Annotated in this window: 13 protein-coding genes; 5 read left to right on the top strand and 8 right to left on the bottom strand. The window is 42.2% G+C overall.

Features of this window, described 5'->3' with window-relative positions; all coding sequences use genetic code 11:
* Positions 1-28: 28 nt before the first annotated feature.
* The gene (locus A6J60_RS00630) at positions 29-898 is read left to right on the top strand and encodes a hypothetical protein (protein ID WP_127891421.1); all 870 of its coding nucleotides are present in this window, start codon (positions 29-31) and stop codon (positions 896-898) included.
* Between the two features lie 164 nt (positions 899-1,062).
* Here the strand turns inward: A6J60_RS00630 and A6J60_RS00625 are convergent, their stop codons facing one another.
* From A6J60_RS00625 to pheA, 6 genes are all read right to left on the bottom strand, one after another.
* Positions 1,063-1,782 carry a hypothetical protein gene (locus A6J60_RS00625; RefSeq protein ID WP_096064279.1) on the bottom strand — a complete coding sequence of 240 codons (720 nt, stop codon included), beginning with the start codon at positions 1,780-1,782 and terminating at the stop codon, positions 1,063-1,065.
* A gap of 49 nt (positions 1,783-1,831) precedes the next feature.
* Entirely contained in the window at positions 1,832-2,194 is a 363-nt protein-coding gene (gene folB, locus A6J60_RS00620; RefSeq protein ID WP_096064278.1) for a dihydroneopterin aldolase, read from the bottom strand.
* A gap of 132 nt (positions 2,195-2,326) precedes the next feature.
* A complete protein-coding gene (rarD, locus tag A6J60_RS00615; protein WP_096064277.1) occupies positions 2,327-3,295 on the bottom strand; it encodes an EamA family transporter RarD in 969 nt (322 codons plus the stop codon).
* Between the two features lie 110 nt (positions 3,296-3,405).
* Positions 3,406-5,760 (bottom strand): bifunctional prephenate dehydrogenase/3-phosphoshikimate 1-carboxyvinyltransferase, encoded by a 2,355-nt coding sequence (locus A6J60_RS00610; RefSeq protein WP_096064276.1) that lies wholly within the window; start codon positions 5,758-5,760, stop codon positions 3,406-3,408.
* A 170-nt stretch (positions 5,761-5,930) separates the two neighbouring features.
* Entirely contained in the window at positions 5,931-7,043 is a 1,113-nt protein-coding gene (gene hisC / locus A6J60_RS00605; protein WP_096064275.1) for a histidinol-phosphate transaminase, read from the bottom strand.
* A 79-nt stretch (positions 7,044-7,122) separates the two neighbouring features.
* Positions 7,123-8,277: a prephenate dehydratase gene (pheA, locus tag A6J60_RS00600; protein WP_227526008.1), complete on the bottom strand. Its 1,155-nt coding sequence runs from the start codon at positions 8,275-8,277 to the stop codon at positions 7,123-7,125.
* A 594-nt stretch (positions 8,278-8,871) separates the two neighbouring features.
* Here pheA and A6J60_RS00595 point away from each other — a divergent pair.
* Positions 8,872-9,819, top strand: coding sequence for a transaldolase (locus A6J60_RS00595; protein ID WP_096064274.1), 948 nt, complete (start codon positions 8,872-8,874; stop codon positions 9,817-9,819).
* 169 nt (positions 9,820-9,988) lie between these two features.
* Here A6J60_RS00595 and A6J60_RS00590 read toward each other — a convergent pair whose 3' ends face one another.
* On the bottom strand, positions 9,989-10,570 hold the full coding sequence (locus A6J60_RS00590; RefSeq protein ID WP_096064273.1) for an adenine phosphoribosyltransferase: 582 nt from the start codon (positions 10,568-10,570) through the stop codon (positions 9,989-9,991).
* Between the two features lie 199 nt (positions 10,571-10,769).
* Between A6J60_RS00590 and A6J60_RS00585 the strand changes: the two genes are divergently transcribed.
* From A6J60_RS00585 to A6J60_RS00575, 3 genes are all read left to right on the top strand, one after another.
* Complete coding sequence (locus A6J60_RS00585; RefSeq protein WP_096064272.1) at positions 10,770-10,934, top strand: rubredoxin; 165 nt, start codon at positions 10,770-10,772, stop codon at positions 10,932-10,934.
* A 79-nt stretch (positions 10,935-11,013) separates the two neighbouring features.
* Positions 11,014-11,967, top strand: a complete 954-nt coding sequence (locus A6J60_RS00580) for an alpha/beta fold hydrolase (RefSeq protein ID WP_096064271.1) — start codon at positions 11,014-11,016, stop codon at positions 11,965-11,967.
* Positions 11,968-12,164: 197 nt separating this feature from the next.
* Positions 12,165-13,154 carry an alpha/beta fold hydrolase gene (locus A6J60_RS00575; protein ID WP_096064270.1) on the top strand — a complete coding sequence of 330 codons (990 nt, stop codon included), beginning with the start codon at positions 12,165-12,167 and terminating at the stop codon, positions 13,152-13,154.
* A gap of 116 nt (positions 13,155-13,270) precedes the next feature.
* On the opposite strand, the gene A6J60_RS00570 is transcribed toward A6J60_RS00575, so the two are convergent.
* The gene (locus A6J60_RS00570; protein WP_096064269.1) at positions 13,271-13,681 is read right to left on the bottom strand and encodes a DUF4377 domain-containing protein; all 411 of its coding nucleotides are present in this window, start codon (positions 13,679-13,681) and stop codon (positions 13,271-13,273) included.
* Positions 13,682-13,927: the final 246 nt, after the last annotated feature.

The following is a 13,927-nucleotide window of genomic DNA, read 5'->3' as shown; positions in this document are numbered from 1 at the left end:
ATAATCTAACAAGGAAATCATGACCTTTATGAAATCTAAACTTTTATTATCAACCCTATTAGCATCAACCGTTGCCGTCACTGGCTGTAACTCAACATTAATGGCCATTGATAAGGCACAACAAGAGCGTACTGCCGAGCGTGAAAAGCAGCCTTCTATTGATAAATACGTTGCCCTAAAACAAAAGCAGCAATCTACTGGTAATCTAACGGCTGCTGAGCATAAACAAATGGCAGAGTTACTACGTAATGCATTGCGTGGCGCGTATGACTTACCAGAGTCCAAGGCAGATTATCTAAAACTGCATGCGTCACACATACAGGCTGCCGCTAAACTTGGCGATAAGGAAGCGATAAGAGATTTTCACCAGCTGCTGATCTTCACTAGCGTTAATAATCGCAATACATCACAACCGAACTCTAATACTTCGATCATTACTGACATCAATCAGTTCAAGCAAGGTCTTAAAGGACTACTGCAAGATGCTAAGCAATTTAACCCAAACACTCAGTCTATCTATCAGTACTTCGATTACTCAATCGATAACGCCAGAAGTGATGTGGTCTCATATCTAAAAGGTGTTTTAAATAGCAAATTAGACACTAAGCAGACCACTCAGTATCCAGAGATGGTCGATGACATTCAGTTATTCGTTATCTTCAATGAATATCAGGGTTCATTCAAGACTGAATACACCAAGCCCGACTCAATCTATAAGATGATTACTAATTTAAAAGACACGCAACCTGTGGCGTTAGAAAGATATTATGTGTTGTCAAAATTGACTGGCGACAAGCAATCTGAGAGCAAAATTAAGGCGATGTTTAATAACCAAGCCTCGCTATCACACGCAGAGAGCTTGTATAACAAGTATGTGAGTTCTTTTCAGAGCCGCTAAGCCTATAACGGTTACGGTGTTAACCTCGCTAAGCCTACATTTGTAGTGCTTGCGCTCGTTTGCCTTGTAACCATTTTAGAATTCTTTGTCTATATTTCCAGAATCGATAAAGCCAATCAGATTAATAAAACCTGATTGGCTTTATCTAAATGTCTTTGATTGGCTCAGATATGGGAAAAACAGCCTTTGGTGTATAGCTCATTAATACCGACCCACTCATGATTCTTAAATGGGTATCTTTCATTAATGGCAATCACACCATTGGCTGTGACTAACGCTAATACATCAATGTCTATCAGTACTTGGCGATTGGCAGGTTTAACGTTTGTGGTGGTAGACGCTGCTGAGTCAAAGCTCTTTGTGCGTGACGTTGAAGTTTGTATAGAAGTTGATGGTTGTGAGTCAAAAAAGCCCTGCTTGATGTGTCGCTCTATGTCTTTGGTGGCGGCAATTAAACCCAATACGTCTTGATGCCCCTCAGACATTACTAACAGCCCACATTGATTGGTATAATCTGGCTTTGGATTGTCTATGGTAGCGGTATAATCGGGATTAACAAAGGCAGTCGACCATATTCTTTGATCACATAGCGAAGACAACTGATTGCGGGCTTGCGCAAGATGCGGATTGGCATTTTCATTACTGCCCAGCTCTACAATATAGCCGATGGCGACAGTATGATTCAGCTCTGATAATGGACGGACAGCCGAGATGATAGGCAACTGATTGTGATGAGGCTCACTGCTGACTAGTAGCTTGTGGTTACTTTCAGCAGATGCATTTTCAATAGAGTTGTTATCAACAGAGACTTTTTGCGCAGATGCATTTTTAAACGTTGATTTTTCTCTGCTTAGGCTATTTTGTTGACTATCCATAGGGCTCATAACGCTTATCCTATCGCTATCTTGGGTTAACTGAGCGTTGTCCGATAATTTAGCTAGCACTGCGTACGATTTGTACCGCAACCGCATCGGCTTCGGCAATCGCCGTTGGCTTAGCTACCGTCACCTCTACTTCACTGGTTTGGTATTTATCCAAAATTCCTTGGGCGATATACTCTGCCAATCTTTCAATCAGCTTGGCTTGTTGCTGCTGACACCACAGAGTAATGTCATCACACACTTCTTTATAGTTAATCGCGTCAGCGATATCATCACTTTTACCCGCCTTAGTAATATCTGTGGTCATAGTGACATCGATGACCAACGGCTGCTCTATCGCTCTTTCCCAATCAAACACACCGATAACGGCTTGTACTTTTAAGCCTTTGATGATTACTTTATCTGCTGAGTTCATCCTGCCCCACTGCTTATTATTTAAAATGTTGATTACTTAAAATATTGTTTACTTAAAATATTATTTACTTTCAGTTATTGAATGAATAGATATTTAATCAATAGCGTTTGAATAATGGTTGTTTTTTATCGATTAAAGCTCACCATTCTTTTGTTTCTTTTGCAGCTGCTTTAACACTTTGCTAGGACGATTTTGCCACAGATCGATACTGAACAAGGCCAAGCCGATCCAAATTAAACCAAAAATCATTAAACGCTTGGTATCAAAAGGTTCATGATAATAAAATACTGCCAAACAGAAAATCATGGTCGGTGTTAAGTAATTCATAAAGCTTAAGATACTGTAGGCTACCATCTTAGTTGATTTGTTAAACAGCAACAAAGGCACCAAGGTAATCGGACCCGCCAACATCAAAAACCAAATCTCAGAACTCCACCAAAACTCAATATTGGCACTGGCCACATCCGCTTGTAAGAACCACCAAATGCAAAGCGGTAGCAGTAATGCGGTTTCTAAAAATAAGGCATCCAACGCCTGTAATGGCGTGCGTCTTTGCATCACCCCATAGACACTAAAAGACAGCGCCAATACCAAAGACACAATCGGTAATTTACCGAGCATCACTACCTGTATCAGCACCGAAGACAAGGCAAAAGCGACAGCTATCCATTGTAATGGTCGCAACCTTTCTTTTAAGAAAACCAGTGACAGCATAATGCCGACTAATGGGCTGATAAAATAGCCCAAGCTGGCTTCTAGCACCTGATTGGCATTGACCGCCCAAACATACGTTAGCCAGTTGCAAGCAATAATTAATCCAGAAACAAAGGTAATCCAAATTAAATGCGGGTTATTCTTTAAAGTAGTCACCCACTGCCAGCGCTTACCGATTACTAATACAATCGTTAAGCAAACAAAGGTCCACACAATACGATGACCAATAATTTCGATCGCATTGTACTCACCCAATTGCTTGAAATAAAAGGGAAAACTACCCCAAATTAAGAAAGCACCCAGTGCGGTTAACACCCCTTTATTGGTGGTGCGTATGACGGCTGGTTTTGGCTTAGCGTGTACGTTATTAAGTGAGTGAGAGGACATAACTAGATTCCAGTGAGGGAGTTTGTTGTACAGCCTTGAATAAATAAAAGCCACCCGCTGCAGGGATGGCTTGTTTTATAGCGTTAAAAACAACTGCCTAGTCGAAAGGACTACAGGGTACGGGTTGCGATATTCATACCTATCTTATTGGCCAACTCTGAGAATCCTGGGAAGCTGGTATTAACGGTTTCGACACCTTTAATGGTAATGGTGTCACTGGCTCTTAAGCTGGCAACTGCAAAGCTCATGGCAATACGGTGGTCGTGATGCGAGTATATTTCGCCGCCGCCAAATACTGCTGGCAAGTCATCATTATGGTTAGTCGCATTCTTTGTATCATTGTTTAGGGTAGCAGCACCTTTACCTTCAACGCCTTTACCTTCAATAATAATACCATCTTCAGTTACCGTACAGTCGACGCCCAACTGTGTCAACCCATCGGCCATCACTGCAATACGGTCCGACTCTTTGACTCTAAGCTCTTTGGCACCGGTCAATACCGTTTGACCTGAGGCGCAGCTTGCGGCTACGAATAATACAGGGAACTCATCAATGGCTAGTGGTACCAGCGCTTCTGGAATATGAATGCCTTTTAGTTGTGCCGACTTAATGGTGATATCCGCAACCGGCTCACCGCCAACAAAGGTTTCATTCGATAAGCTGATATCCGCATTCATTAGCTTTAAAATATCGATGATACCGGTACGTGTTGGGTTCATGCCCACTTTAGTGATGGTAATTTCACTATTTTGAGCAATACTTGCAGCAACCATGAAAAATGCTGCTGATGAAATATCGGCAGGCACAGCGATATCACAGGCAGTCAGTTTACCGCCGCCTTCGACACTGATACGGTTGCCATCGACTTGCACTTCATAGCCAAAGGCGGACAGCATACGCTCAGTATGGTCGCGGCTAATCTCAGGCTGGATGACTGTCGTTGTGCCTTCTGCCCATAAGCCAGCCAATAACAAGCAAGACTTAACCTGTGCTGAAGCCACTGGCATATCATAAGTAATACCATGCAGTGGGTTGCCACGTTTATCACTACCAGTAATGCTAATCGGCGCGGTACCACGCTCTCCAGTGGTCTGTAAAGTTGCGCCCATTTCACGTAAAGGCTTAGCCACACGCTCCATCGGACGTTTTGATAAGCTGGCATCACCGGTCAACACACTATCAAACTTTTGCGCCGCCAAAATACCAGACAGCAATCGCATGGTAGTGCCAGAGTTACCCATATACAGTGGCGTACGGCTTGGCTTTAAACCATTAATACCAACACCATGAATCACCACATTGCCGTTATCTGGACCTTCAATGGTCACACCCATATCACGAAACGCTTGCAAGGTTGCTAAAGCATCTTCACCTTCCAAAAAGCCAGTCACCCGAGTTACGCCTTCTGCCAAGCTACCAAACATGATGCTGCGATGCGAAATAGACTTGTCGCCTGGTACTTGGATGCTGCCTTCAATTGTGCGGCTGGGTGTAATAATGTAAGTGCTAGACGCCTGAGTTGACTGAGCCATAGAATTTTCCGTATGAGAGGTTTCCGTTAATTTTTTAGTATAAGGGGTGCTGGTTAACATATGACCAAAATGCTTTCTTGCTGATTGGGCTCGACCTAATAAACCCAGCAATTGAGTCGAGTCTTCTTGTTCGATCAGATGACGTAAGTTAACTAAATAATCACTGTATTCATCTAAAGCAGTTAATAACGCAGGCTTGTTGGCGATAAAAATATCATGCCACATCACAGGGTCGCTGGCTGCAATACGGGTAAAGTCTCTAAACCCGCCAGCGGCATAGCGAAATATATCCATATTGTCATCGTGACTGGCCAATTGCTCTACTAAGTTAAAAGCCAATAAATGTGGTAGATGACTGGTGTAAGCCAATACCGCATCATGATGTGCCACATCCATTTTCATAATGGTAGCACCCACCGCTTGCCACAAATCACTGATTTGTAATTGTGCTTCAGGGTGGGTTGTTTTTATTGGGCAAATAATCAAACTGTGATTGACGAATAAATCACCGCGGCGCGCATTAAAGCCTGACTGCTCAGCGCCAGCAATCGGATGCGCAGGTACCAGTCCCGAAGGCAGTTCACCAAACACCTGCTTGGCCGCTTCGACCACGTTTTGCTTGGTACTGCATACATCACTGATAATACAATCAGCACTGATTAATCCTTGCTGCATGGCGAGCTGTATCTCAGAAAACACAGCACCAACCGCTTTTACCGGGACTGCCACAATAATACAGTCACAGCCTTCAACCACATCGGCTAAGGTATCACTACCGGCACTAATGACTTCTGCTTCAATGGCAGCATCAATACTGGTGGCTTGCCGATCGACAGCGACTAGCCTTTCAGCCAACTGTCTGTCCTTGATTGCTTGAGCGAGGCTTGCTCCGATTAGGCCTAATCCGATAATACAAACCTGTTCAAACAGCATGGCTAAACTACCTATTTAATAACTAACAGTTTAATAGTTTTCTAATTAATCGTTTTCTAATTTTAACTTTCTAATTCAAAACGATTTATATTTTAATCAGTGCCTTTGTACACAGCCAATCACAATTAATCGCACAGCATCACAGACAATGAAAATAGATTATTGATAAATCACAGTGACTCTAAGATATCACGTAGGGTATCGATGAGACGTGTGTTATCTTCTGGAGTGCCTACTGTCATACGCAGCCAGCCTTCAAGTCCATAGCTTCGTAGTGAGCGTACAATGACACCCTGTTGCAATAGCCCTTCATAGATTTCATCAGCATCACCGACACTGGCCACATTCACCATCACAAAGCTGGCGTGCGATGGCACAAAGTCCAGACCTAGCGCATCGAACTGCTTACAAATCCAGCGCATCTGACCATCATTGATTTTATGAACTTTAGCAATAAAGTCTTGGTCATCAAGTGCCGCAATTGCAGCGGCTTGAGCCACTGAGCTAACACTAAACGGTTGGCGCGTGCGATTTAGCACAGCTGCAACGTCAGGATGACTTAATGCATAGCCAACACGTAGGCCGGCTAGACCGTAAGCCTTAGAGAAGGTGCGCACGATAATCACATTATCAAACTCATCTAACAGCGCGCTGTTGTCACTTTCTGGGCAATATTCAACATAGGCTTCATCAAGCACTACCAATACATGCGCAGGTAGCTTACTGACAAAGTCATGTATTTGCTGCTGAGTTAGCAGTGTGCCAGTTGGGTTATTAGGGTTGGCGATAAATACCATACGTGTATTGGGCGCTTGCTCAACTGCCTCGAGCATGGCATCTAAGTCATGTCCATAACGTTTTGCCGGCACAACCACCGATTCAGCACCAACTATCTTGGCCAGTCTCGCATACAAAAAGAACGCATATTCGCTATAAATCACAGCGTCATCTTGCGCCACAAAGCTGCGCGCAATCACTGTCAATAAATCAGTGGCACCATTACCTAAAGTAACCTGACTGCGCTTTTTATCAGCAAATTGGGCAATGGCCAGCTTTAGGTCTTCTGCTTGGCAATCTGGATAGCGTGCCAACTTACCAAGCTGCTCGGTAATGGCCAGAGTCACTTTTGGTGAACTACCCAAGGCATTTTCGTTACTGGCAAGCTTTAGCACGTCATTGACTTCATACTCTCGCTTTAGCTCATCAACTGACTTGCCGGCTTGGTAAACGTGTAACTCATTAATGCTATCGTAAGCTGGGGTAGAAAATGTTTTGTGACTCATGTGGCAACCTGACTAATTAAACGAACCGTAAATGAACAATAGTATAGTATACACCCAAATCTATTTTAGCTGATTTAAATTAAATCACTGCTTGTGGGTATGAGCCTAACACACGTAAGTCTCTCACCATCGGACGGATATCTTCAATGGCGGCACGTACATTTTCATCTTCAATATGACCTTCCATATCAATGAAGAATACGTAGGCCCATTTGTTTGGACGTTCAGGGCGGGTCTCAATACTGGTCATTGACACGCCATGCTTAGACAAAGGCTGTAAGATTTCAATCAAGGCACCGGCTTTGTTATGAGCAGAGACCAAGATTGAAGTCTTGTCTTGACCAGAAGGTGCGATATCTTCATGTCCAATAATTAAGAAGCGTGTGGTATTACCTGGGTTGTCTTCAATATTTTCATGCAGCTTATGCAGGTCATATTCTGCAACAGCCACATCACCAGCGATGGCCGCTGAATGCCATTCATTCTTCAAGCGTCTCGCCGCTTCACCATTACTAGAAACTTGAACGCGCTCTACGTTTGGATAATTCACATCAAGCCAATGACGACATTGTGCCAGTGACTGCTGATGAGAATAAATGCGACTTAAGCTATCCACTTTGGTGTGGCTAGCAACTAGGAAGTTTTGGTGAATAGGTAATTCAACCTCACCAATAATCTTCAATGAAGAGCTTAAAAAGCCATCTAGCGTGTGATTTACCACACCTTCTGATGAGTTTTCAACTGGTACAACACCATACATCGCCGATCCTGACTCAACTTCACGGAAGACGTCAGTAATGGTGGTTAATGGCACTGTAGTAGAGGCTTTACCAAAGTGCTTTAATGCTGCTGCATGCGTAAAGGTACCGACAGGGCCTAAGAATGCAATCTTTTGCGGTGCTTCTAAGTCCAAGCATACTGACATGATTTCACGGAACAAGCGCGCCATTTTCTCATCACTGATTGGACTGTCTGACGCTTGATTACGCTTCATGATGTTTTTTAATACTTGCGCTTCACGCTCTGGTCTATAAAATATGGGGTTTGAATCCACTTCATCTGCATACGTTTTTTTAAACTCAGCAACACCCTGTGCCAATTTGGCGCGATTGCTAATCAGCTGCAAAATCTCACCATCGACTTGGTCAATTTTTTGGCGTAGCTCATCTAATTTTGTCTCTGCCGCATCTGAAATTTTTGCAGGAGCGTTGTTGTTATTTGTGGATGATGTCATAAAAAAGCCTATAGGTCGTGTTATGATAATGGATTAATTTAAAACGTTAATATGGTTAATATGAATGATACGCCCGCTATTGATACCATCAATAAGCGGTTAATTTAATTCTGATTATTACTTTGGTTTGATTATTATAGTCAACTTTCGCGGCCAAAATAAATAAAATTAGCAGCCTTAGTGCGAATGATAACAACCCTATCAGACATGTGTAAAAATTCAATCATAGAATCACAAATAAAAAGCCACAAATTTTAAGCCGCAAAACTTTGCTTCAAAACTGAAGCTTCACAACTTTAGCTTCAAAAAAAAATACAAGTCACAAACTGATAATAATCGATACTAATGACAAAAAGTTTTCATCAACTGAGTTATCATCAATCGAATTTTGATAAACACAATTTTCATAAACACATAGTATAATGAGACGCATGATCGCTTAGCATCTAGATCTAGTGTAATACGCTATCATCATTTACACCAGTGCTAACCACTTAATCTAAATAAATGCTGTTAAACATAACGTTAGCATAAAAGTTAAAACAATAACCCTTGATATTTTTTCATCCCTTAGCAATAAATTAGGAATACATCATGAATGCTTTATCGCAGCTCCAAACTATGACGACCATCGTGGCAGATACCGGTGACTTAAGCGCTATTGCTCGCCTAAAGCCAGTCGATGCGACGACTAACCCAAGCCTAATTACTAAAGCATTGACCCATCCTGATAAACAAGCGATGCTTGCGGACACTTTAAACCGCTTCTCAAGTCATGGCGATGACATGATTGATAAGGTTATTGATGATTTAACCATTCAAGTGGGCTGCGATATTCTAAAATTGATCGAAGGTCGTGTATCAACTGAAGTGGATGCCAGATTGTCTTATGACACCGAAGCTACCATCGCAAAAGCGCATGAGTTTATGGATGCCTATCAGCGTGCTGGCGTCGATAAAGAGCGTATTTTGATTAAGATTGCTGCCACTTGGCAAGGTATTAAAGCAGCCGAGCAATTAGAAAAAGAAGGCATTCACTGTAACTTAACCCTAATCTTTGGTCAGCATCAAGCAGTGGCTTGTGCAGAAGCCGGCGTTACTTTAATATCTCCATTTGTCGGTCGTATTTTAGACTGGCAAAAACGTGAGCAAAATCGCCAAAACATTCCTATTGCTGATGACATGGGCGTTCAATCAGTCAAACGCACCTATCAATATTACAAACAGCATGGCTATAACACCCAAGTGATGGGCGCAAGCTTTAGAAGTGTGGATCAAATCTTAGCACTTGCTGGCTGTGATTTATTGACTATTTCACCAGATTTATTGGATGAGTTGGCTGCATTAGAGACACCTGTCACTCAAGCCTTATCAGCTGACTTGATCAGTGAAACCATGCCAAAAGTTACTCTAACTGAAGATGAGTTTAATGCCGCTTACGAGCAAGACAGCATCACTCAGCATCTATTACCTAAAGGTATTGACGGCTTTATCACTGCACGTGATGAACTAGCAAAAGCATTAATGCAATTGAAAAAATAAACCTTAGGTTATAACGCTTAAATCATTGAGCTTTAGTTTTTTGAGCTTAAGTTAAAGAACCTAAACAAAAAAACTCTACTTTCGATAGCGATGATACTGGCTATCTTAAGTAGAGTTTTTTTTGGCTCACTAAGTTGCTAGGGCTAATGTTTATGGTGACTTTTAAGCACTAACCTTTTAAAACCGTATAAACCGGAATTGGGAACTCATCATGTAGCGCCACTAGGTCTAGTAGTACAAGAACACCGGCGACTGTATGGCCTGCTTCTTTACATAAATGGTAGGCCGTTTTTAACGTACCACCGGTTGCTAGGATATCATCGACCAACAATACCTTGCTTGGCTGCATGCCATCTTGGATTTCCAACGTGTCACTGCCATATTCCAAAGCATAAGATTTATTAGCGACTGGCGGCGGTAGCTTACCTGGTTTACGCAGTAACATCATACCTTTGCCCAAACGCCCGGCTAATAAACTAGCAAACACAAATCCGCGGGCTTCAACCGCAACCAAACAGTCGACTTCATCCATCAAACCTTCTGGCAAAGCCTCCAACATCGCATTAATCACATCATTGACATGAGTGAGTAATAAAGGCGTGATGTCATAAAAATCAATGCCAGGCTTTGGAAAATCTGGCACTGTGCGAATAGCACGCCATAAAGGATGACGTTTTGATTCTGAATCTACGATAACAGTCGCTGAAGTGGCAGATTCTGAATGTGATGAAGAAACGGCTTGATTACTCATAAATACTTCCCGTAAGAATTAAACTCGGCTATAAACATGATGCGAAATAACAGCTTTTAACCTATTATTTTAACATATCTATTGTTGTAATATTGATGACTGCACCCGCTCATTATCAGGCTAGTGATAGTGTCTTGTTGTCATTGGCAGATGTGGGTATAATTTGGGCTTTATTGACTTATTGAGTAAGGGACTAGTAATGAAAAAATGGGAATGCATCGTTTGTGGTTGGATCTATGACGAAGAGCTGGGCTGTCCGGAAGAAGGTATTGAGCCAGGCACAAAATGGGAAGACATTCCAGATGACTGGACTTGTCCTGAATGTGGTGTGGGCAAGCTTGATTTTGAAATGGTAGAAATCTAAGTCTACTTTTCAAAAATCAAATCGCTTAATACCATCTAATCAACCTGTAAAAGCCGTCAAAAAAGGATTTATGACTCCTATGTCACATGTCGCCTCCGAGCACCACTGGCACCCCTCACCGCTGTCACCACTTATGCAGCAAGCCATTATTCAAGTTTCAGACGATATCGAACTGTACGTTGAAGTCGGCGGCAATCCTGATCACCCTCCGTTAGTATTAATCATGGGCCTTGGCTCACAACTGATATTCTGGCCTGAGAGCTTTATCAAGCGTCTTATCGATGCCGGCTTTTATGTGATTCGCTTTGATAACAGAGATATTGGTTTATCTACCAAAATTCGCCGCAAGGATTTGCCACGTGTTAATTTTTTAGGCGCCATGTTAAAGATGCAATTTGGCATAGATAACTCTCACACCAAAGTGGCTTATCACTTAACCGATTTGGCTGATGATGTGGCAAACTTAATACGAGCTTTAGGGCTACGTAAGGCTCATGTGCTTGGAGCATCAATGGGCGGTATGATTGCCCAAATTTTTGCAGCAAAATACCCGCATTTGGTTGATCGCTTAGCGCTGATATTTTCGACCAATAACCGACCGATGCTTGAGCCGCCACACCCAAGACAGCTATATACTTTATTCAAACGTCCTGCCAGCTATCAAGAAGAAGATGTGGTAGATCACGGCAAGTGGTTCATTCAGACAGTCGGGTCACAGGGCTATATCGACCAGCAGCAAGTCGCAGATTTATCACGTCTACGCTACCATCGCTGCTTCTATCCTACCGGCACTATCCAACAGTTGACTGCCATCTTGATGACAGGCTCTATTAAATCCTATAGTCAGTCTATTTCTGCAAAAACCTTGATTATGCATGGTAGTGAAGACGGGCTATTACCGCCGTCACACGGTAAGGCAGTGGCTCGTGATATTCCACATGCTAAGTTCAGATTGATTAAAGGCATGGCGCACGATTTACCAGAATACTTCCAACCTTACATTGTGCATGAGTTAAAACAACACATGCTATAGCTTGCACATTAATCTTGCCTAGCAATATGCTGCATTGGCTTTCATCAAACTGACACCTAGCTGCTTTAGTATCAACAGTTACTAGTATAAACAGTTACCAAGGTTACTAACCCTCTTCAGAGTTATTGGTTTAGAGTTATTTATTGACCGAGGTAATTATTGCCACACTACAACTGAAAGTACCTAGGTCATCAGTTATGCCGTCAAAGCAAAAGCCTTATCAAATCAAAACCAAACCGTCTAAATACGCAGACTTTATGCGTGCGTATAAGATTAAAACCCCAAAATATAAGTTTTATTTAGAACGTGGCGGTCGTGAAGACGACCCTATTATCCTATTGATAATGGGGTTAGGTGCTCAGTCTCTGGTTTGGTCTAATGTATTTTGTAAGCGTCTGATTGATTCAGGCTTTCAGGTGATTCGGTTTGATAACCGTGATATCGGCAAATCGAGTAAATTAAAGCACAAAAATAAGCTGACTAAAGAACACAAAACCTTTAGTAAAAAGCTTAAATTACTGTCACGCTTTAAGCTGGGTTTGCCGATTAAGATTGAAAACGAGAGTATCCCTTATACCTTGTTTGATATGACAGAAGATGTCAATCAGCTGTTAAACGCGCTTGAAATTGAACATTGTCATGTATTGGGTATGTCTATGGGCGGCATGATTGCGCAAATATTGGCAGCCAACTATCCAGAGCGAGTGACTCGTCTTGGTTTGCTAGCGACCAGTAACAATCGCCCATTTTTACCGCCACCAAGACTGGATGCGCTGCGCGCCTTAACCAAACCTATCCCTGATAATAAAGACCCGAAAGTTATTATCGACAATAACCTGCACTTACTTAAAACCATTGGCTCGCCGGACTTCTTTGATGAAAGCAGAGCATTAACCCGTACTAAACTGCTCTATAAACGCCGCTTTTATCCCAAAGGCGTCTCGCGTCAGCTACTGGCAGTATTGGCCACAGGCTCATTAGTAGAGATTGATCGTAAAATCGAGCAGCCGACGTTAATTGTTCACGGTACGCACGACCGATTATTACCGCCCGCTCATGGTCAATGCTTGGCCAAAACCATCCGCCACTCTGAATTTAAGCTCATCGCTGGATTGGGCCACGATATCCCCTACCCTTTAGCGCGCTATCTGGCAGACTTATTTGCCGACCATTTTAAGCAAGCTTAATCAGCATTACGGTCCACTCAATAAAATAGCCGACTTACTATTATCATTACGGCCTAGTTATTAATACAGCTCATTTATGAATAAAGTGATCAATTAGGATAATGTTAAATTAGGCACTATTCTTTAATTTTTGATACCACTTTATTTAAAGTCCATAAGGGACGAAGCTGACCGGTTACATCATCGGCTACGGCATCTTGTCTGATATCAAGTATATAGCGATAGCCTGGCTCAAAATCAAAATCTTTGATGCCGCCACTAAGGGTGTTGTAGTTTTTCTGGAAGGTTTGACGATAATACAAGCACTGAGTTCTGACGCTTGAGCCCTCAGTGGTTGCAATCTCACAAGGTGCCTTTTGCGGGCTGACCTCAATCAAAAAAGAAGGGATATGAATAATTTGTGATGCAGCTTGAGACTGTGCGGTTTTTACAGCACCTCTCATTTGTGACGTTGAACTGGTTGTGGTAGTGGTACAAGCGGTCAGTACTAACGACGCCAAAGCTAAGGAAGACAGTAAATATTTCATAAAAGCCTCATCTGCGATCTGAAAATAGCGGCTATTATAAAAACATATCCTCTCATTTTCCATCATTATTTTGTAAAACTTAATAATTTATAAAACTTATTAAGTTTAATTTAATTATTTATTGATTTTTATATGATTTAATCAGGTTGGGCCTCATTGAGCAAGTTTCATTGATTAGCTCAAGTTTGTCATTGATTCGCAGCACTGGCGGTGCACAAGCAACATCAGTTGCAGCACCACCTAGCA

Origin of the sequence: Psychrobacter sp. FDAARGOS_221 (assembly GCF_002313155.2) — a bacterium.
Taxonomy (GTDB): domain Bacteria; phylum Pseudomonadota; class Gammaproteobacteria; order Pseudomonadales; family Moraxellaceae; genus Psychrobacter.
The sequence above is the reverse complement of the archived record's forward strand: the minus strand, read 5'-3'. Positions and strand labels throughout refer to the sequence as shown.